The following is a 21,074-nucleotide window of genomic DNA, read 5'->3' as shown; positions in this document are numbered from 1 at the left end:
ATTTGCGGTGCCGCCCGATGAGATGTCAGCTTGAAACTTGCACGTGGCCGCGTGCATGGTGGTGGCGCATGATGTCGGACTGGCAACGCGCCCGATGAGCACCTATTCCCTCCCATCGCTGTTCTCGCCCGCCTCCGTCGCCGTGATCGGCGGTAGCCCGCGCGAGCGTTCGATCGGTCGCGCGGTGCTGCGCAACCTGCAAGCCGGCGGCTTCGCCGGCAGCATCGGCCTGGTGAATCCGCGGCATCGCGAGATCGAGGGCGTCGCGTCCGTCGCGCGCGTGGCCGACCTGTCCTTCGTGCCCGAATTGGTCCTGATCGCGACGCCCGCCGCGATGGTCCCCAAATACGCGAAGGCCGCGGCCGAGCACGGTGCCTCCGCCGCGGTCGTGCTGAGCACCGGGCTGGGGCAGGGCGAAGGGTCGTTCGCAGCCGAATCGCAGGACATCGCGCGCACGCACGGCATGCGCCTGGCCGGGCCCAACAGCCTGGGCGTGATCGCGCCGCATGCGCGGCTCAACGCGAGCTTCGCCGCGCACACGCCGCTGCCGGGCGACATCGCACTGGTGTCGCAATCGGCCGCGATCGCCGCCGCGCTCGTCGAATGGGGCGTGAGCCGCGAGATCGGTTTTTCGGCCATCGCCACGCTCGGCGACGCGCTGGACGTCGATTTCGCCGATCTCCTCGATTACTTCGCGCGCGACCGGCATTCGCGCGCGATACTGCTGTACGTCGAATCGATCCGTGACGCGCGCAAGTTCATGTCGGCCGCGCGCGCCGCCGCACGGTTGAAGCCGGTGGTCGTCGTGAAGTCCGGCCGGCATGCGCCGCGCGCCATCGCGCCGCACACGCACGCAGCCGCGCTCGCTTCGCCCGACGCGGTCTACGCGGCCGCGTTCCATCGCGCCGGCATGCTGCGCGTACGCGCGTTGAACGAGCTGTTTTCCGCGGCCGAAGCGCTCAGTCGCGTCGAATCCTTGCCCGGACGGCGACTGGCGATCTTCGCCAATGGCCGCGGCACGGGCGCGCTCGCCGCCGATCGCCTGCTCGACATGGGCGGCACGCTGGCGTCGATCTCCGACGAGGCGCGTGCGCACCTCCAGCCGATCGCATCGAGCGCGTGGCCCGGCACGAATCCGGTGGATTTCTACGGCGACGTCGATCACGCGTCGTACGCCGACGCGTTCCGCGCGCTGGCGACGGACGATGCGAACGATGCGCTGCTCGTGCTCAACACGCCGACTGCGCTGATGGACGCGCACAGTCGCGCCGACGCGCTCGCGCGGACGCGCGAGTCGTTGCCATGGCAGGCGCGGAAGAAGCCGGTGTTCGCGGTGTGGCTCGGTGCCGACGAAGCCGCGGCCGACCGCCTCAATGCCGCGCGCATTCCCAACTATCCAACCGAAGCCGACGCCGTGCGCGGCTTCATGTACCTGGTGCGCCATCGCGAAGCGAAGCTGACGCTGATGGAAACGCCGCCGAGCCTCCCCGACGATTTCGTCGTCGATACGGAAACGGCGCGCGGCATCGTGGAGGGCGCGATCAAGGCCGGCCGTCGCTGGCTCGATCCCATCGAAGTCACGCGCGTGCTGGGCGCGTACGGGATTCCGATCACGCCGGTGGCGCGTGCGAGCGACGCGGATGAAGCCGCGCGTGTCGCCGCGCAATGGCTCGCGGAAGGATTGCAAGTCGCAGTGAAGGTGCTGTCGCCCGACATCGAGCACAAGTCCGACGTCGATGGCGTCCGGTTGAACCTGCCCAGCGAGCAGGCCGTGCGCGAGGCGACCGCGTCGATCCTGCAACGCGCGCGCGAGGCGCGGCCGGACGCGCGCATCGAAGGCGTGACGGTGCATCCGATGATCGTGCGCACCAAGGCGCGCGAGCTGATCGCCGGCGTCGCCGACGACGAGACCTTCGGGCCCGTCATCGTGTTCGGCCGCGGCGGTACGGCGGTGGAAGTGATCGACGACAAGGTGCTGGCGCTGCCGCCGCTGGACCTGCGATTGGCGCACGAGATGATCGGCCGCACGCGCGTGTCGCGGATCCTCAAGGCGTATCGCGACGTGCCTGCCGCCGACGAGCGCGCCGTCGCGCTGGTGCTGGTCAAGCTCGCGCAGCTGGTCGTCGACGTTCCGGACATCCGCGAGGTCGACATCAACCCGCTGCTGGCCGACAAGGACGGCCTGATCGCGGTGGATGCGCGCATCGGCGTGTCGCGTTCGCGCCGGCTCCACAAGGGGCGCGGGCATCCGCGGCTGGCGATCCGTCCGTATCCGAAGGAATGGGAGCGCAACATCGTGCTGTCGGACGGCGCGACCGCCTTCGTGCGTCCGGTTCGACCGGAAGACGATGCGATGTTCCGCGAGTTCTTCGGGCGCGTGTCGGACGAAGACCTGCGCATGCGCTTCTTCCAGACGGTGAAGCATTTCAGCCACGAATTCATCGCGCAGCTCACGCAGCTCGACTACGCGCGCTCCGTCGCGCTGGTCGCCATCGATCCGCCCACCGGCGAGATGCTCGGCGCCGTGCGTCTTCATGCCGATGCGAACTACGATCGTGGCGAGTACGGGATCCTGGTGCGATCGGACCTCAAGGGCCACGGCCTTGGCTGGCGGCTGATGCAGATCATGATCGAGTACGCGCGCTGGCTCGGCCTGCGCTCGGTCGAGGGCGAGGTGCTGCAGGAAAACCGCACGATGATCGAGATGTGCCGTGCGCTGGGCTTTTCGGTCGTGACCAATCCAGACGATGCGAGCCTGGTGACGGTGTCGCTGCGTATCGGGGACATGCCGACGTAAGTTCGGCGCGACGCCCGTAAAACGCCCAGGCGAGGCCGGACAGGGCACATGCTCTCGCTTTCCCCGCCGCGCCCCGCGTTTCAGCGGCTCATGCCGATTAAAAAAAGCCGCGCGAGTCACTTGAAGTGCCGGCGCTAACGAAAAAGCGTCACGCATGCCGCTTCAAGTGCATGCGATGGCGAACAAAGTGCTTCGCGCGCCACTTTTTTCTTTGCTCCGTGGCGAAAAAAGCGCCGTCGATGGCACTCAAAGTGTCGCCCGTACCGCTTCAAGTGCCGACGGTGGCGAAAAAGGCGTCGCGCGTGGCGCCTTTCTGATTGCTCCCGAGTCAGAAAAGCGCCATCGCCGGCACTTCAGGCGCCGACGTTGTCGCTCAAAGTGCCAACGCTGGCACTTCAAGCGTCACGCGTGCCGCTTTTTTCGCCACGCGAAGCACTTTCCGCGAAAGCTGGAACCCACCTTGCTTTCGCTTTCATTCGTCATCCCGGGCTGCACCCTGCGCATCGCTTCTGATCCGTCATCCCGGCGAAGGCCGGGACCCAGGCCCGCAACGCATGGGCCCTCCCACAAAACCATCACCCGGCCCCGCCACGCATGGAAAACCCCGCCTCGACCGTGGCCCCAACCTGTCCACGGGACACCAGAACACCCCTCCGCACACCCTTCATTTTCCGTGAGCCGTGTCGCTAAACTCGGGTAGGGACAACAGGGGATGGGTATGGATACTCGCGCGGCTTTGCGTGCGCTGTGTGCGCTTGTGGCACTTTCCTTCGGACTGGCGCGGGCGGCGGAGCCGGTTCCCGAGCTGCCAGGCGCGCAATCGGCAATGGCCATCGCCAAGGTCGAAGAGGCCACCCAACTCGCCTATGACGAAGCGCTCGCCGCGCTGGATGCCGCCATCCAGCAGGCGCCCGGCGACATCGAACTCGCCATCGCGCGATGCCGCTTCCTGCAGTTCTATGGCGACTCGGAAGGTGTCCGCTGGATTCCCGGCGCGGAGGACACCTTCGCACCCTGCATCAAGGACCTGCGCGAGCGCTGGCCGACCGCGCCGCAGGTGGCGCTGTTCGAAATGGAATCCCTCTTCGGCGATGAAGCGGTCACGCGCGGCGAAGCCCTGCTGAAGACCGCCGACCAGTGGCCGGAGAAGTCCCGTCGCGAGCTGCTGGTCCAGACGTCGGTGGGCCACGAGTTCAGCGGCAGCGGCAACCCGGAGCGAGCCGGCGAACTGGCCCTGATCGCGGTCCAGTTGGGTGACACGTCCCGCATCGGGGCCGCGGCACAGTACCTGACGAACCAGAAGAAGCTGGACGAAGCGGCCGACCTGCTGGCGAAGGCCGCGCCGTCGGAGGATCCGATGGATGTCGCCGCGCGCGTCAAGGCCGCCCTCGCATTGCCCGACCCGAAGGCAGGCTTGGCGCAACTGCGCCGCCAACCGAAACTGATGGAGTTCGTCGACCGTGAGGCGGCCGCGCGCGCCTACATGCGCGTCGGTGATTACGCCTCGGCGCAGCGCGTACTCAAGGACGTGTGCATCAAGTGCGAAGCGACCCGGTCGCTCAAGTTCGAAGCCGCCATGGGCGCCCGCGACTACGCCGGGGCGGCCAAGCTGGTGGACCTGACCGATCGCCCGAATTTCGCCGGCCACCTCTCGCGCTTCACCACGCTGGCGATGGCCGCGCCGCTCACGCTGGTCAACCCGAGCATGCTGCCGGGTGTGGCGATCTGCCTCGCGTGGCTGTTGGTCCTGCTGCTGGCGCCAGGTGTGGTGCTGGTGCCCGCGCACTACCGCGGGCTGGCGCGGCGCTTGAAGGGCAAGGCCAGCGAACCGTTGTTCCCGGCCATCGGACTGAAGCGCGCGTGGTATGGCGCGGCCGTCGCGTTGATCGTCCCGATGCTTGTGCTGATGCTGGTGCGACCGGCTGCGTTGGCCGAGCTGTTCAACGGCAACGCGGCGACATCGGCGCAGATGTTCCGCGCCTTCCTCATCGCGGAAGGCACGGCGTTGCTGATACTCGCGCCGGCGCTGGTCGGTATCACACGGCGCCAGTTCCTCGGCGACCGCACCGCACTGCGCACGTGGTGGATCGTGCTGCTGATGTGGGGAGCGTTGATCGGTATCGGCTGGGTGCTGACCTTCGTGCAGACCCGGTTGGGCGTGAACCTGGAAACCAACCAGACGCGCATGGTGGCCGCGATGGTCGAAGGCGGCGCGCAGCTTGGCGGCCCGATGCTGTCGCTGCTGATCCTGGCGCTGATCGGCCCCGTGTTCGAAGAGTTCGTGTTCCGTGGCCTGCTGCTGGGCGGCCTGTCGCGCCACATCAGCTTCGGCTGGGCCAACGCGGTGCAGGCACTCGGCTTCGCCGCCATGCACGACGACCCGCCGCGCTTTCTCTACTACTTCGCCATGGGCCTGTTCGGCGGCTGGCTGGTGAAGCGCACCGGGTCACTGATGCCGACGATTGCGCTGCATGTGCTGAACAATGCGGTGGCGGTGGGGGCGTTGTTGGGGGTGGGGTGAGGGCAGGAAGTATCAGTAGACATCCTTTGTGCATAACAAAGATGCCTACTAGATCTTCGATGGCGGGTTGCAGCGTCCCACTGCATGGTGGCTTCCTGGTACATGGCGACTACCTCGATGCCCACGCTGTCTTCGTTCATCGGGTAGCGCGTTGGATAGCGCTTTCCCTTCTCGTGGTCATGGCACTTCATCCTGCTTTCCCAGTCCTTGAACGTTGCAAGTTCGTTGGGTGAGCAAGTGCCTTCGATATGACATCGTGCCCTGATCGGTCCCACGTGCGCCGTCTTCTTGAGCAAACTGGCGCATTGATAGGTGGTCCCGTCCTTGTCAATCAGGAAATGCGTTCCGATTCCGCGCCTGAACGCCGAAAGCGTCGATGCAGCGCTCGTAGATACGGTTCGGTGCAGGACAATGGCAAGGGGCCCAGTGATGTTTCCTGTCTCCAACGCGGGAATGGGATTCTGTGTGAATCCAGCGTTCTGCACGTACCCGTTCGCGGCGATGTAGATTTCCAGTTCAATCTCAGCCCTCTGCGTCTTTGAACTTGGCGTTGTAGTTGATTGCCCGACTGGAACGAATCTGCTCACGGCCCCTCCTCTTGAAGGTGAATGACCAAGTCCTCGATGGAGTCGGACACGACGAGGTGTGTCGCTCCGTTCTCGTCGGTGACTCCCGACTCGACGCCGCTGTCCCTGGTTATGCGGTAGCGTCGGTTGGCAAGCGGGCGGCCTGTGGCCTTCGACCGCAGGATGAAAGCTTCGTCGAACATGGATGCATTGCCGGCAGCGGTTGCAAACCGCGTGACGGTCCGCCCGCTTTCAGAGCTAGATGTTCTGGTGGACGGACTCGGGTCGTCCCACGAGAACAATCGCTGCATCTTCGAGATCAGCTTGTGTCCGCAGGCAAGCCTGCAATCGTCGTAAGCTAGCAAGGCGTCCGGGACGAATGCGAACGGGTAGCCCTCGACAGCCGTGGTCGGGCCACATTGTCCGCATACCACCCGGTCGCCCACGCGAACGACACCTCGTGACGTGCCGTCCTGGCATTCCACCTTCCATCCCGAATAGCCTTCGACTGCTTCGCCGCCGCCCGTGGTGGGGTCGCCCAGCACGATGAAGTATCGGGCGGCCATCTCAAGCGGCCTCGAAGATGGGGTGGCCGCTCACCTTGTCGGCTAGCGTGTGGCGTGTGGCGGCGGCGCGCTTCGCACTGACTGCCTGTCCTGCTTCGTTCATTCCCGTTGCTCCGTGCTGGATCGGTATGTGACCGATACCGACACTGCCACCCGCAGGATGGCGGGCGCATTGGGAATGTTTCGAGGGGGCGGGGTGCGGCGAAACTTTGCGTTGGGGTGTTACAGGGCATCAACGGCTGGCTTTAAGCGGCCAGCGTTTGTAGCCCGGGTAAGCGAAGCGCACCCGGGTCGAGCGTGACAGCTCCCGGGTGCGCTTCGCTTGCCCGGGCTACAAGAGCTAGAACCGTAGCGTTGTGCGGCGAACGCGAGAATTCAGGGCGCCGCTCCGTTGCCCCTCACCCCAACCCCTCTCCCGCAGGGAGAGGGGCTAAAGCAGGGCTCACACTCGGCCCTCTAGCTCTGCAATCCCTTCGGTCGCCGCAGGGAGGGGGGCTAACCACGGGCTTATACCCAGCCCGTCGCATAGAACACGCCGATCACCACGAACACCGCGATCGTCTTGATCACCGTGATCGCGAAGATGTCCTTGTACGCCTGGCGATGCGTGAGGCCGGTGACCGCCAGCAAGGTGATCACGGCGCCGTTGTGGGGCAGGGTGTCCATGCCGCCGGAGGCCATCGAGGCGACGCGGTGCAATACTTCCATTGGAATGCCGGCGGCGTTGGCGTTCGCGATGAAGGTCTCCGCCATCGCCGCGAGCGCGATGCTCATGCCGCCCGACGCCGAGCCGGTGATGCCGGCGAGCGCCGTCACGGTGACGGCCTGGTTGACCAGCGGATTCGGGATCGCGCCCAGCGCATTCGCCACGACGAGGAACCCCGGCAACGCCGCGATCACCGCGCCGAAGCCGTATTCCGACGCGGTATTCATCGCCGCGAGCAACGCGCCGCCGATGGCCGTCTTCGTGCCTTCCGCGAAGCTGGTCATCACCGGCTTCCACGCGAAGAGCAACACGGTGGCGATGCCGATCAGCAGCGCGCCGAGGACGGCCCAGATCGCGGCGAACTTCGCGACCTCCTGCACCACCGGCGCCGCGCTGCCGATGACCGCCGGATCGAAGCTGTGGCTCTCGCCGTAGAAGCGCGGAATGACCGACGTCAGCACCTTGTTCGCCACGCCTACCAGCACCAGCGGCGCGATCGCGATGAGCGGATGCGCGAGCGTCTGGCCGGAAAACGCCGCCGGTTCGTTCACCAGCGACGTGCCGTAGCCTTCGCCGTTCGCGCGAGCGGTGCGGCGGCGCCAGTCCAGGTAAGCCAGGCCCACGACGAGGATGAAGATCCCGCCGATCGTGCCCAGCACCGGTGCGGCCCACGTGTTCGTGCCGAAGAACGTGGTGGGAATGATGTTCTGGATCTGCGGCGTGCCCGGCAGCGCGTCCATGGTGAAGGTGAACGCGCCCAGCGCGATGGTGCCCGGAATCAGGCGCTTGGGGATGTCGCTCTGGCGGAACAGCTCCGCCGCGAACGGATACACCGCGAAGACCACCACGAACAGCGAGACGCCGCCGTAGGTCAGCAGCGCGCAGACCACGACGATCGACAGCATCGCGCGCTGCGCGCCGAACAGGCCGATGGTGGCGGTGACTATCGACTTCGAAAAACCCGACAGCTCGATGAGCTTCCCGAAGATCGCGCCGAGCAGGAACACCGGGAAATACAGCTTCAGGAAGCCGACCATCTTGTCCATGAACAGGCCGGTGAACATCGGCGCGACCAGCGACGGATCGGTCAGCAGCACCGCGCCCAGCGCCGCCACCGGCGCGAACAGGATCACGCTGTAGCCGCGATACGCGACGAACATCAAAAAGCACAGCGCGGCCAGCACGATCAGAAATGCCATCGAAGTCCCCGGGATCATTCAGTCCAGACCGCAACCCGTGCCGTCATCCCCGCGCAGGCGGGGATCCATGTGTCCGGTGCGTCACGCCATTCGAAGGCGGTGATGGAGGGGACAGTTGGATTCCCGCCTTCGCGGGAATGACGAACCAGGGCGATGGGGCAAGTCTCGGCGCGGCGGTGGGTGGCCGGCATTGTCCGAAGGTACAGGAGCGGTCTTTGGACCTTGCGCTCTAGGCTTGCCTCCATGACGGGGAGGGCCGTCGTCCATTTCGTCCGCCTGCAATACGGGGTGGGCGTCCTTGAACGAGTTGGGGGAGGAGCGTCGACATGAAGCACAACAGCAACCGCACCGGATTGAGCATCGCCATCGGCATGGCCATCACCGCCGCGCTGCTGGCCCCGGCCGCGCAGGCGCAGGACACCACGGCCGCCGCGCAGGGCGAGGAAACCACCACGCTGAGCGGCGTCACCGTCACCGCGCGAAAGCGCGAGGAGACGCTGCAGGAAGTGCCGGTCGCGGTCACGGCGTTCACCGCCGACGCGCTGGATCAGCTCAACGTCGAGGATCTCAGCGACCTCGATGCGCAGGTTCCGAACCTGACGATCTACGCCGCGCGCGGCTCGTCCAGCACGATCACCGCCTACATCCGCGGCGTCGGCCAGTCCGACCCGCTGTGGGGCGTGGACCCCGGCGTGGGCATCTACATGGACGATGTCTACATCGCCCGTCCGCAGGGCGCGCTGCTCGACGTGTTCGACGTGGAGCGCGTGGAAGTGCTGCGCGGCCCGCAGGGTACGCTGTACGGCAAGAACACCATCGGCGGCGCGATCAAATACATCTCGCGCGGTCTGAGCGTCGACCCGGACGGTCAGGCATCGGTCACCGTCGGCAACTACAACCAGCTCGACGTGCGCGCCGCGGCCAGCGGTTCGGTCGGCGATGGCGCACTGCGCGGTCGCCTCGCCGTAGCCAGCCTCAACCGCGACGGCTATGGCGAGAACCTCACCAACGGCCAGCCGGTGAGCGACAAGGAAATCCTCGCGGCGCGCGGCCAGCTGGGTGCGTACGTCAGCGACAACCTCGACATCCAGTTCGCCTTCGACTGGATGGACGACCAGTCCGGCGTGCGCGGCGCGAAGATGCTCGCGCCGAACCGCTTCGCGCCGGGTTTCGCGCCGCTGGACGATCGCTACGACATCCGCAGCGGCATGCCCAACGTCAACGACACCGAGATGAAGGGCGCATCGGCCACCGTCAACTGGCGCGTGAACGACGACTGGGCGGTGAAGTACATCCTCGCCAAGCGCGAGTCCGACACCGAGACGAACATCGACTTCGACACGCTGCCCAACAAGATCGCCGACGTGAAGGCGTTCTACAGCGACGAGCAGGTCACCAACGAACTGCAGGTGAACTACGACGCCGGCGGCCGCAGCCGCGGCGTGGTCGGCCTGTATTTCTTCGACGGCTGGGCCGGCGGGCAGGTGCTGAACAACTTCTTCAACGCCTCCTTCGGCGACACGCAGGGCACGGTCTACACCGACCAGTGGGCGCTGTACGCGGACTGGACGTTCGACCTGACCGAGAAGCTCAAGCTCGATGTCGGCGCGCGTTACACCGACGAGCGCAAGCACGCGGTCGTGCTCAACCGCTGCTATACCGACGCGACCTTCAGCACGCTGGCGGTGCGCTGCGCCGCGAACAACCCGACGCCGATCGCCGCCAACTTCGACAAGCGCATCGGCTTCCAGAACACCTCGCCGAAGGTGTCGCTGGATTACCAGGTCACGCCGGACATCATGGTCTACGGCCTCGCATCGCGCGGCTTCAAGTCGGGCGGCTACAACATCCGCGCGCAGGCCACCGCGGTGCCGCGTTCGGCCGAGCCGTTCGACGACGAGTCGGTCGACAGCTATGAAATCGGCACGAAGATGGGGTTGCTGGACCAGACGCTGTTCCTGAACCTCGCTGCGTTCCACAACAAGTACAAGGACATCCAGCTGTCGGTGTTCACCGCCTACGACAGCAACGGCGACGGCACGAACGACGCGTTCTTCGGCGACTTCACCAATGCCGGTTCCGGCACGGTGGAAGGCGTGGAAGTGGAATACCAGTGGCTGCCGACGAAGCACTGGCTGATCAGCGGCAACTTCGCGTGGCTGGATGCGAAGTACGACGAGTTCATGTACGCCGGCGTCAACATCGCCGACGAACAGGAATTCACCAACGCGCCGGAGTTCTCGGGTGCGCTGAACGTCGAATGGCGCACGCCCTTGTCCAACGGCGGCGACATCTCCGCGCGCGTCGGTTACAGCTACCAGAGCGACGTGGTGGCGACGACGGAAATCGTGCGTACCGGCGCGCAGCCGATCACGCAGGACGGCTACGGCCTGGTGAACGCGGGCGTGATCTGGCGCCTGGACGAGAACTGGTCGTTCTCGCTGCAGGGCACGAACCTCGCCGACAAGGAATACCGGACCACCGGCTACAACCTCAATGCGGCGCTGGGCGTGCTCACCGGCTTCTACGGCGCGCCGCGGCAGTACAGCCTGGCGGTGCGGTACGACTTCTGATGCGGGATTCCGGGTGCGCCTTGCGTACTCGGACCGCAGCAATTCTTCCTTCTCCCTTCGGGAGAAGGTGCCCGAAGGGCGGATGAGGGGTAACGGAGGGTCATGGTTCGACCTGTCAGTGCAGTGCTGCACTGCGCGTTGAACACTGACGCTCCGTTGCCCCTCACCCCCAATCCCTCTCGGTCTGCACTCCCTTCGGTCACCGGAGGAAGAGGGGCCCTGCGTTGCGACGGCTGTGATCTCGTCGGCTCACCTTTCCAGCGTCATCCCGGCGAAGGCCGGGACCCAGGCTGTCATGCCTCCCGCATCCTCGCCGTCATTCCAGCGAGAGCTGGAACCCATCTGACTCTCGGAGCTTCCCTTCGCGTTGGCAACAGCGCAGCGCTGTACCGCAACGGTGGGTTACCCCTTCCGCTCCGTTGCCCCTCACCCCAACCCCTCTCCCGGTGGGAGAGGGGCTAACGCTATCCTCAGCCCATGAGCCCCGCCGCATGCCCATGCTGAGCTTCACCACCGTCGCCGTCGCCAGCCTGGCGTGGCTGGCGCTGATGTTCGGCACGGCGCTGTATGCCGAACGGCGGCCGACGGTGTTCGCGCGGCAGTGGCGGCACGTGTATGCGCTTTCGCTCGCGGTGCACTGCACCTCATGGACGTTCTACGGCACCGTGACGCAGGCGGCGCGCTACGGCTGGCCGCTGCCGCCGACGTTCCTCGGCGCGATCCTGCTGTATGGCCTGGCGATCGCGTTCATGGTGAAACTCGTGCGGCTCTCGCGCGAGACCAACGCGACGTCGCTCGCCGACCTCATCGCGACGCGCCTGGGAAAGGACGCGTGGCTCGCCGCGACGGTCACGCTGATCGCCGCGCTCGGCCTGATCCCGTACATCGCGCTGCAGTTGAAGGCGGTGGCGATGAGTTTCGCGATGCTCACCACGCGCAGCTCGCACGGCGCCGCCGGGCCGGCGTGGCAGGACAGCGCGTTGTACGTCGCGCTGGCGATGGCGCTGTTCGCGATGCTGTTCGGCACGCGCCGCGCGAGCGCTGCCGAACACAACCGCGGCCTCGTGCTGGCGATGGCATTCGAGTCGGTGTTCAAGCTCGCCGCGATGCTCGCGCTCGGCGCGTTCGTTTGGTTCGGACTGGGTGATCTGCCGCAGGCCGCCGCGGCGCCACTGCCGCCGCGCGGTGCCGATGGTTTCGCGCCGCTGGTGCTGCTGGGCGCGCTGGCGATGTTCGTGCTGCCGCACCAGTTCCATGTCGGCGTGGTCGAATGCCGCGACGAGCGCGACGTGCGCACCGCACGCTGGCAATTCCCGCTGTATCTGGTGCTGATCGCGTTGCCGGTGCTCCCGCTCGCGACGGCCGGGCAATCGTTGCTCGCGGGCACCGGCGTGCCGTCGGACCTGTTCGTGTTGGCGCTGCCACTGTCGCACGGGCAGGAAGGGCTCGCGCTGTTCGCGTTCCTCGGCGGTTTGAGCGCGGCGACCGGCATGGTCGTGGTGAGCACGCTCACGCTCAGCCTGATGATCGGCAACCACTGGTTCGCGCCAGGCCTGTTGCGCGGCGCGTGGTCGCGCAACGACGGAAGCGATCTTCGCGGCAGCGTGATCGCGCTTCGCCGCAGCGGCATCGTCGCGATCATGCTGCTGGCGTGGGCGTACAGCCGGCTGCTCGCGGGCAGCGACGCGCTGGCCGACGTCGGCGCGGTGTCGTTCTCCGCGCTGGCGACGCTCGCACCGGCGCTGTTCTTCGCGGTATGGCGCCCGCAGACGCCGCCGCGCGCGGCGGTGGCCGGCATCGTCGCGGGATTCGCGGCCTGGGCGTGGGTGCTGCTGTTGCCGCTGACGTTCGAAGCCCGCGGCGCGGTGCCGGCGTGGATCGTGGCCGGGCCGTTCGAACTGGGCTGGCTCGCGCCGGACGGTCTGTTCGGCCTCACGGGCTGGAGCCGCCTCGGCCGTGCGGTCGGCGCGAGTCTGTTCGTCGGCACGATGACGACCGTCGTCGTGGCCATGTGGCGACGCGAAGCGCCGCGACGCGCGCAACGCGGGCTGGACCTTCGCACGCTACGCGACGCCGGCCTGCGCTTCCTACCGCGCGAACGCGTCGAGCAACTGCTGCACGGCGTCCCCGCCGTCGGCGCGGTGCCGGCGGCAGTGGAAGCGGGCATCGAGCGCGAACTCGCGGCCGTGCTCGGTTCGGCTTCGGCGCGCGTGCTGCTCGATGCGGCTCGACGCGCGGGCAGCCAGGAACTCGACACCGTCGCGGCCATCGTCGGCGAAGCCTCCGCCGACCTGCGCTTCAACCAGCGCGTGCTCGAAGCGGCGCTGCACAACATGAGCCAGGGCATCAGCGTGGTCGATGCCGAACTGCGCCTGGTCGCGTGGAATCGCCGCTACGCCGAGCTGTTCGGTTTTCCCGACGAACTGCTCACGGTCGGGCGGCCGATCGCCGAACTCTCGCGCTGGGCGCTGCAACGCCTGCCGTCGCGCGGCTGGAACGGACGCGATCTCGAACGTGCGCTCGAACGCCGCCTGGCGTTCATGCGTGCTGGCACGCCGCACCTGTCCGAACGCGTGCTGCCCGACGGCAGCATCGTGGAAATCCGCGGCAATCCAATGCCCGGCGGCGGTTTCGTCGCCACCTTCACCGACGTCACCGCGTTCCGTCGCGCAGAAGCCGGGTTGATCATGGCGAACGAAACACTGGAGCTGCGCGTCGCCGAGCGCACCGCGGACCTGGAAGTCGCCAAGCGCGAGGCCGAGCGCGCGAACGAAGCCAAAAGCCGCTTCCTTGCCGCGATCGGCCACGACCTGATGCAGCCGCTGCACGCCGCGCAGCTGTTCGCCGATGCGCTGGCACAGCAGCCGCTGGACGTGCGCCAGCGCGAGACGGTGGCGCAGATCGGCGGCGCGCTGGATTCGACCAACGACCTGCTCACCGGCCTGCTCGACATGTCGCGACTGGAAGCGGGTGGGCTGGAGCCGCAGCCGCGCGCGTTCCCGCTGGGGGACGTGCTCGAACCGCTCGCGTCGGAGTTCCGTGCGATCGCCGCCGCGCAGGGCCTGCGCTTCCGCTTCGTCGGCACGTGCGCGTGGACGCACAGCGACCCGCAACTGCTGCGCCGCGTGCTGCAGAACTTCCTCGCCAATGCCGTTCGCTACACGCCGCAGGGCAGCGTGCTCTTCGGCGTGCGTCGCGACGGCGACGGACTGCGCATCGAAGTGCACGACACGGGACCGGGAATCGCCCCCGCGCAGCAGGCGGCGATCTTCGAGGAATTCCGCCGCGGCGAGGATGCGCCGGGGCAGGGACTCGGGCTGGGACTGTCCATCGCCGAGCGCATCGCGCAGTTGCTCGGCGCCCCGCTGGCGCTGCGAAGCGAACTCGGCGCCGGCACGGTGTTTTCGGTGCGCGTGCCGCTGGCGCCGCGCCCGACGACGACGTCGCACGCGACCGCGCACGACGGCGGCCCGCTGCGCGTGCTGCTGGTCGACAACGATCCGCTGGCGATGGACGCGCTCGCCGGCGTGCTCCAACGCTGGGGATACGACGTGGTCTGTGCCGTCGACGGCGTCGAGGCCGGAGTCGCGTTGCGCACCGCGCCGGCGGCGTTGTGGCTGTTCGACTACCACCTCGACGAGGGCGACACCGGCGTGCGCCTGGCCGGGCGATTGGCGGATGCATTCGGCGCGCGGCCGACGCTGATCCTCAGCGCCGATCGCGGCGAAGAGGTGCGCCGTGCCGTGCATGAGGCCGGCCTTTCTTTGCTGGCCAAACCGGTGAAGCCGCTGGCGTTGAAGTCCATGCTCGACCGGGCGCTGGCCGCGCGCGAAGTCGCGATGTCGTGAAATTTCTGCACGCCTGAGGCCGGTTCTGCATCGGCGGAAAGGATGTCCGCGCCTTCGTCACATGCCGCACAGCCTGCGCCGGCGCACCTGTCGGCGCCGCATGCCGCACGCATCAGCTTTGTTCCCTGAAGCAATTTCATCCGGCCTTGAGCCGCGCGGCGTCATCGGCCGCTTGCGCGTCATGGCATGGAAATTGCGCCTTTCCTCGGTGCAGGCGGGTTCCGGGGCCTGCGCCCACCCCACACGAGAGGACGCAACCATGGCCAACGACCACGCACAGGTAAACCGACAGGGCAAGAGCGAGCGCGGTTTCGCATCGATGGATGCCGGCCGCCAGCGCGAGATCGCGAGCAAGGGCGGCAAGGCCGCGCACGAGAGCGGGCGCGCGCACGAATTCAGTTCGGACGAGGCGCGCGTCGCCGGGCGCAAGGGCGGCGAAGCGGTCAGCCGCGACCGCGAACACATGTCGGCCATCGGTCGCAAGGGCGGCGAGGCGAGCGGCAGCAACCGCGCCGCGCGCGATGGCCGCGACGGAGGCGGCAACGGTCGCAATGGCGGGAACGGCGCCTGATTCGTCCTGCGCGGACTACGACGCGAGCTGTCGCGCCGGGTCGGCCAGTTCGAGTTCGCGCAGCACCACGCTCGCCTGCGTGCGATTGCGCACGCGCAGGCGTTCGAATATCGCCGACAGGTGCGCCTTGACCGTGCGTTCCTGCACGTCGAGGCGATCGGCGATCTGCTTGTTGAGCAGGCCTTCGGCCACCAGCGTCAGCACGCGGAACTGCTGCGGCGACAGGCTGGCCAGTCGCGCGGCGAGGTCGGCATCGCTGCTGTCGCTCTGCGTGCGCGCTACGGCCGCACGCAGCGAACCGGGTAGCCACTGCTCGCACGCGAGCACGGCGCGGATCGCATCGCGCAGTTCGTCCAGTCCGGCGCTCTTGGGGAGGTAACCCGCCGCGCCGTGATCGAGCGCGCGGCGCACCACGCGCGGGTCGTCGTTCGCCGACACCACCACCACCGCGACACCCGGGTACTGCGCGCGGATCGCCGCCAACCCCGCCAGCCCGTGGTTGCCGGGCATGTGCAGGTCGAGCAGGACCAGGTCGATGCCGGCGTCGGCTTCCAGCGCGGCGAGCACGGCGTCGAGGCTGCCGGCTTCGCGGATCTCGGCATCGGCAACGGCCTCCATCGCCGCCTGGCGCAAGGCGGCGCGGAACAGCGGATGGTCGTCGGCGACAAGCAGGCTCGGCATCGGCCAAGCCTAGCAAGCGGCCGTGCGTCCGGCGCGGCGGTGGTACGAAAGTACGATGGGCGACGCGGATGGGATTGCTAGGCTCGCCGCATGAACCTGACGCCCGTCCGCATCGCCGTCGCAGGGGCCGCGCTCGCGCTGGCCGCCTGCGCCACGCAGAGCCCGCGCAACGCGAAGGAGGCCGCACCGGTGTTCTCGCAACCGCGCACGACCGATCACCGCGGCGGCGACGACCTGCTCAGCGGCGGGCTCGGCCTTGCCGGATTGCGCGCGCTCACGCCACCGGCCTTCGCCGATGCCGGGCATCCGACGCCGGTGGAACTGCGCCGGCGCGCGCTCTGGAGCAACTGGCGCGGCATCGCCGATCTCGCGCCGGGCGGCGGCTATGGCGAGCTGTACGGGACGATCGCGCCGATCGCCGGCCGTGAATTCAGCGCCTTCGCGACCGTGGCCGGCGCGAACCAGCCGCACCGCGTGCTGGTGCAGGTGCCCGATGCGTTCGATACGGGCAAACGCTGTGTCGTCGTCACCGCCTCGTCGGGGTCGCGCGGCATCTACGGCTCGATCGCGGTCGCCGGCGCATGGGGACTCCCCAAGGGCTGCGCCGTGGCTTACACCGACAAGGGCGCGGGCACGGACTACTTCGACCTCGACGCAGGGCAGGGCGTGCGCGCGGACGGCACGGTTGGTGCACGTGGTGAGCCGCTCGCGTTCGATCCGGCAACGACCGCGACGTCCGGCGTGGCGTTCAAGCACGCGCATTCGAAGGACAACCCCGAGGCCGACTGGGGCCGCCACGTGAAGCAGGCGGCGCAGTTCGCGCTGCAATCGCTGGACGCAGCGTTCCCCGCCGCGGCGCCTTTCACCTTCGACAACACGCGGGTGATCGCGGTCGGCATCTCCAACGGTGGCGGTGCCGTGCTGCGTGCGGCGGCACTGGACGGCGACTGGCTCGACGCGGTCGTCGCGGGCGAGCCGAACGTGTTCGTCGAAGGCGCGCGACCGCTGTACGACTACACCACGCAGGCGGCGCTGCTGATGCCGTGCGCGCTGCTGCACTTGCAGAACCTGCCGCAGCCGCCTCTCACCGCGCAGTCGGTGCCGCTGTGGACGCAGCGCTGCGCCGCGCTGAAGGCCGCCGGCCTCGTCGAGGGCGACGACACCGTGGCGCAGGCGCGCTCGGCGTACGAGGCGATGAAGGCGTCGGGCTGGACCGACCAGGCGCTGCGTGCCGGCGCGTTGTCGGTGGGCTTCGACCTGTGGCGCGCGGTCGCCGTCACCTATGCCTCGGCGTACGGGCGCTATGGCTTCGGCGACATGCCGTGCGGCAATCGGTACGCCGCGCTGGGAACGGACTTCGCGCCGCGTGCCGCTACCGCCGCCGAACGCGCGGCGTGGTGGTCGGACGCGAGCGGCATCCCGCCGGGCGCGGGCGTCCACATCGTCGAACAGAACCCGACCGTGCCGCTTACCACGCTGCAGTGCCTGCGCGCGATGTGGACCGGCAACGACGCCGATGCCGCACGCGTGAAGCAGGGTGTCGCCGAAACGCGCGCCGGCCTGCCGCGCGAGGGGCTGCCGGTGGTGGTGATCCACGGAACGGACGACGGGCTGATCCCGCCGGCCTTCAGCAGTGCGCCGTACGTGCGACAGGCGAAGGCCGCAGGTCGCGACGTGCGTTACTGGGAGGTGCGCAACGCGCAGCATTTCGATGCGTTTCTCGGCCTGCCGGACTACGGCGCGCGCTACCTGCCGCTGCTGCCGTATGTGTACGAAGCGCTGGACCGGGTGGACGCGCACCTGGACGGCGCGGGCTCGCTCCCGACCGATGCGGTGATAGAGACGACGCCGCGCGGGGTGGGGAAGGCGCTGACCGCTTCGGACCTCGCGATGCCGCGGTAGTTCGTCCGTCATCCCGGCAAAAGCCGGGACTCGGGCTGATGACCTCTCAATATCGGGTTCGTCATTCCAGCGAAAGCTGGAATCCATCCTCATTCGCGGTTTATCGATCAAGCAACACCACAGCGCTGCGCCGCCGACACTGTTTGCCGCGGCCGCTCCGTTGCCCCTCACCCCAACCCCTCTCCCGACGGGAGAGGGGCCAACGCCGCCTCTTGCTGGCTTCACGCCCGATTTGGCACGCTGGCGGCCTCACCGATCACGGAGCGCCGCATGCCGCGCCGCCATTTCTCGATGTTGCGCGAGTTCCATCTCGCCGACTGGTTTACGCTGGGCAACGCCTTCTGCGGCACCGGCGCGATCTTCGCGGCGATGCGCTTCCTCCAGGACGGCGTGGTGAACGACCTGCTCATCGGCATGGCGCTGATCCCGCTGGCCTTCATCTTCGATGCCCTCGACGGCCGTGTCGCGCGCTGGCGCAAGTCGGCGTCCACGCTCGGGCGCGAACTCGATTCGCTCGCCGATGTGATCTCCTTCGGCGTCGCGCCGGCCGCGCTGGCCTACGCGTGCGGCCTGCAGGGCGGCTGGGACTGGATCGTGCTGAGCTACTTCGTCGTCTGCGGCGTTAGCCGCCTGGCGCGCTACAACGTCACCGCCGAAGCGCTCTCGGGCGAGGACGACAAGGTGAAGTACTTCGAGGGCACGCCGATCCCGACCAGCCTGCTGCTGGTGATCGTGCTGGCCGTGGCGGCCTCGCAGGGCGCCATCGGCGAGAACCTGTGGCTGGGCATGGTGCAGCTGGGGCCCTGGCAGTTCCATCCGCTGGTGCTGATGTTCGCGCTCTCCGGCTCGCTGATGATCAGCAAGACGCTGCGCATCCCCAAGCCCTGACCGGGCGCCGTCGCGGCGGCGAAACACGGCGTTGGTACCATGACCGCCTTCCCCGACGGCGGTGATGGCGATGCAGGGCGTTGACGATTTCGAAGCGTGGAACCGGCGGTACTGGAACGCCTGGGGCGACGCGCTGCGTGCGACGCAGCCGGCCGCGACGCCGACCATGCCGGGATGGAACGAGGCCGTGGACTGGTGGTCGCAGTTCGCCCGTGGCGGGCTGCCGCAGGCCGACGAGGCCGTGTCGCGCTTCAACGCGCAGGCCCAAGGCTGGTTCGGGCAGATGCAGCAGCTGGCGGCGCAGTTCGCCGGGCGCAGCGCCAACGCGGGCGACATCGCCTCCGCCTGGAAGCAGGCGCTGGGCGGTGACGGTGCCAATCCGTTCGCGCAGGTGTTCGCGAACATGCCGGGCAGCGCGCAGACCGATCCGTCCAAGTGGTTCGAAGCCTTCGCGCCGATGCTGCAATCGATGCAGCACGGCGCGCATCCGTGGGATGGACGCGCATGGCTGTCGTTGCCGGCCTTCGGCTTCGCGCGCGAGCATCAGGAACGCTGGCAACAGCTGGCGCAGGCGCAGGTCGAGCTGCAACAGCAGAGCCAGGCTTACCAGGCGCTGCTCGCCGAAGCCGGTCAGGACGCCTTCGCGCGATTCGAACGCAAGCTGGAGGAGCGCAGCGCGCCGGGCAAGCAGCTCGACTCGGTGCGCGCGCTGTTCGACCTGTGGATCGACGCGGCGGAGGAAGCCTATGCCGACATCGCGCTGTCGCCGCGCTTCCGCGATGCCTACGCCGCGCTGGTCAACGCGCAGATGACGCTGCGCGGACGCATGCAGAAGGAAGTCGAGCAGCTGGGTTCGCAACTGGGCATGCCGACGCGGACCGAAGTGGATTCGGCGCATCGCAAGATCGTCGAACTGGAGCGCGAACTGCGACGCCTTCGCGATGCGATAGAAGCCTTGTCGCGGCAGGCGTCGCGACCCGAGGCGCGCAGCGCGCCGGCGGAGGAAACCCGATCGTCTGCCGCACCGAAGAAGGTCGCGCCAGCAAAACCTGCTGCGAAGAAGGCGCCGGCCAGGGCGACGAAAGCCGGCAAGCCGGCGAGCAAGAGCGGGAGGACGCGCTGATGGACGCCTTCGGCCCGTTGGGATTCACGCCCGATTCGCTGGCGCAGGAATCGCTGCGCTTCCAGGCCAAGCTCCGCGCCGGCCTGGACACGCTGCACCAGGTGCACGACATCGATTACGGCGCGACCGCGCGCGAGGAAGTCTGGCGCGACGGAAAGGTCGTGCTGTACCGCTTCCGCGGCAACACGCTTCCCAACGGCCGGGCGCCGACCGCGCGCGTGCCGCTGCTGATCGTCTACGCGCTGGTGAACCGGCCGTACATGGTGGACCTGCAGGACGACAAGTCGATCGTGCGCGGCCTGCTGGAACGCGGCGAGGACGTGTACGTGCTCGACTGGGGCTATCCCGACCGCTCCGACCGTTACCTCGAACTGGACGACTACATCCAGCGCTACATCGGCGGCGCGGTGGACCACCTGCGCGGCGAATACCGCATGGACGGCATCAACGTGCTCGGCATCTGCCAGGGCGGCGCGTTCTCGCTGTGCTACACCGCGCTCAATCCGCACAAGGTGCGCAACCTCATCACCATGGTGACGCCGGTGGATTTCCACACCAGCGACAACATGCTGGGCAACTGGACGCGCGGCCTCGACGTGGACCTGTTCGTCGACACGCTGGGCAACGTGCCGGCCGACGTCATGAACTGGTGCTACCTCACGCTCAAGCCGTGGCGGCTGTTCGTGCAGAAGTACGTGGGCATGGTGGACGTGCTGGACGATCCGAAGGCGCTGGAGGATTTCCTGCGCATGGAGAAGTGGATCTTCGACTCGCCCGACCAGGCCGGCGAGGCGTTCCGCCAGTTCGTGAAGCAGTTCTACCAGGGCAACGGCTTCATCAAGGGCGGCATCGACATCGGCGGGCGCGCGGTGGACCTGCGCAGCATCGAGGTGCCGATCCTCAACATCTACGCCGAACAGGATCATCTGGTTCCGCCGGCGTCGTCGAAGGCACTGGCGGGGCTGACCGGAAGCGACGACTACAGCGAGCTGTCATTCCGTGGCGGGCACATCGGCATCTACGTTTCCAGCCGCGCGCAGCGCGAAGTGCCGCAGGCCATCCACGACTGGCTGGGCCAGCGGGCGCGGTAATCGCCCGATCCGCCCGTACCGCGTGACGAAGGTCCGCATACG

12 protein-coding genes and 1 pseudogene are annotated in these 21,074 nt (G+C 67.9%); 9 read left to right on the top strand and 4 right to left on the bottom strand.

Annotation, left to right across the window (positions count from 1 at the left end):
* Positions 1–94: 94 nt before the first annotated feature.
* A complete protein-coding gene (locus DX912_RS01295; protein WP_115841011.1) occupies positions 95–2,797 on the top strand; it encodes a bifunctional acetate--CoA ligase family protein/GNAT family N-acetyltransferase in 2,703 nt (900 codons plus the stop codon).
* Positions 2,798–3,623: 826 nt separating this feature from the next.
* Positions 3,624–5,318 carry a CPBP family intramembrane glutamic endopeptidase gene (locus tag DX912_RS01290; protein WP_181902658.1) on the top strand — a complete coding sequence of 565 codons (1,695 nt, stop codon included), beginning with the start codon at positions 3,624–3,626 and terminating at the stop codon, positions 5,316–5,318.
* 74 nt (positions 5,319–5,392) lie between these two features.
* On the opposite strand, the pseudogene DX912_RS18775 reads toward DX912_RS01290, so the two are convergent.
* From DX912_RS18775 to DX912_RS01280, 3 genes and pseudogenes are all read right to left on the bottom strand, one after another.
* Positions 5,393–5,803, bottom strand: a pseudogene (locus DX912_RS18775) (N-acetylmuramoyl-L-alanine amidase); the annotation flags it as partial.
* Between the two features lie 98 nt (positions 5,804–5,901).
* The gene (locus DX912_RS18285; protein ID WP_181902657.1) at positions 5,902–6,450 is read right to left on the bottom strand and encodes a PAAR domain-containing protein; all 549 of its coding nucleotides are present in this window, start codon (positions 6,448–6,450) and stop codon (positions 5,902–5,904) included.
* Between the two features lie 507 nt (positions 6,451–6,957).
* A complete protein-coding gene (locus DX912_RS01280; protein WP_115840645.1) occupies positions 6,958–8,355 on the bottom strand; it encodes a GntP family permease in 1,398 nt (465 codons plus the stop codon).
* 326 nt (positions 8,356–8,681) lie between these two features.
* Between DX912_RS01280 and DX912_RS01270 the strand changes: the two genes are divergently transcribed.
* From DX912_RS01270 to DX912_RS01260, 3 genes are all read left to right on the top strand, one after another.
* The gene (locus DX912_RS01270) at positions 8,682–10,928 is read left to right on the top strand and encodes a TonB-dependent receptor (protein WP_233433434.1); all 2,247 of its coding nucleotides are present in this window, start codon (positions 8,682–8,684) and stop codon (positions 10,926–10,928) included.
* 497 nt (positions 10,929–11,425) lie between these two features.
* Entirely contained in the window at positions 11,426–14,776 is a 3,351-nt protein-coding gene (locus DX912_RS01265; RefSeq protein ID WP_115840643.1) for a hybrid sensor histidine kinase/response regulator, read from the top strand.
* A 259-nt stretch (positions 14,777–15,035) separates the two neighbouring features.
* Positions 15,036–15,347: a KGG domain-containing protein gene (locus tag DX912_RS01260; protein ID WP_115840642.1), complete on the top strand. Its 312-nt coding sequence runs from the start codon at positions 15,036–15,038 to the stop codon at positions 15,345–15,347.
* A gap of 15 nt (positions 15,348–15,362) precedes the next feature.
* Here the strand turns inward: DX912_RS01260 and DX912_RS01255 are convergent, their stop codons facing one another.
* The gene (locus tag DX912_RS01255; RefSeq protein WP_115840641.1) at positions 15,363–16,028 is read right to left on the bottom strand and encodes a response regulator transcription factor; all 666 of its coding nucleotides are present in this window, start codon (positions 16,026–16,028) and stop codon (positions 15,363–15,365) included.
* A 90-nt stretch (positions 16,029–16,118) separates the two neighbouring features.
* Between DX912_RS01255 and DX912_RS01250 the strand changes: the two genes are divergently transcribed.
* The 4 genes from DX912_RS01250 to DX912_RS01235 all read left to right on the top strand — a co-directional run bounded on the left by DX912_RS01250 (position 16,119) and on the right by DX912_RS01235 (position 21,032).
* A complete protein-coding gene (locus tag DX912_RS01250) occupies positions 16,119–17,930 on the top strand; it encodes a 3-hydroxybutyrate oligomer hydrolase family protein (RefSeq protein WP_115840640.1) in 1,812 nt (603 codons plus the stop codon).
* 270 nt (positions 17,931–18,200) lie between these two features.
* Complete coding sequence (gene pssA, locus DX912_RS01245) at positions 18,201–18,818, top strand: CDP-diacylglycerol--serine O-phosphatidyltransferase (protein WP_115840639.1); 618 nt, start codon at positions 18,201–18,203, stop codon at positions 18,816–18,818.
* Between the two features lie 70 nt (positions 18,819–18,888).
* The gene (gene phaE / locus DX912_RS01240) at positions 18,889–19,941 is read left to right on the top strand and encodes a class III poly(R)-hydroxyalkanoic acid synthase subunit PhaE (RefSeq protein ID WP_233433433.1); all 1,053 of its coding nucleotides are present in this window, start codon (positions 18,889–18,891) and stop codon (positions 19,939–19,941) included.
* The gene (locus DX912_RS01235) at positions 19,941–21,032 is read left to right on the top strand and encodes a class III poly(R)-hydroxyalkanoic acid synthase subunit PhaC (protein ID WP_115840637.1); all 1,092 of its coding nucleotides are present in this window, start codon (positions 19,941–19,943) and stop codon (positions 21,030–21,032) included. The genes phaE and DX912_RS01235 overlap by 1 nt, the downstream gene beginning before the upstream one ends.
* Positions 21,033–21,074 lie beyond the last annotated feature (42 nt).

The sequence above is a fragment of the Lysobacter soli genome, assembly GCF_003382285.1.
GTDB classification, from domain to species: domain Bacteria; phylum Pseudomonadota; class Gammaproteobacteria; order Xanthomonadales; family Xanthomonadaceae; genus Lysobacter_J; species Lysobacter_J soli.
The sequence above is the reverse complement of the archived record's forward strand: the minus strand, read 5'-3'. Positions and strand labels throughout refer to the sequence as shown.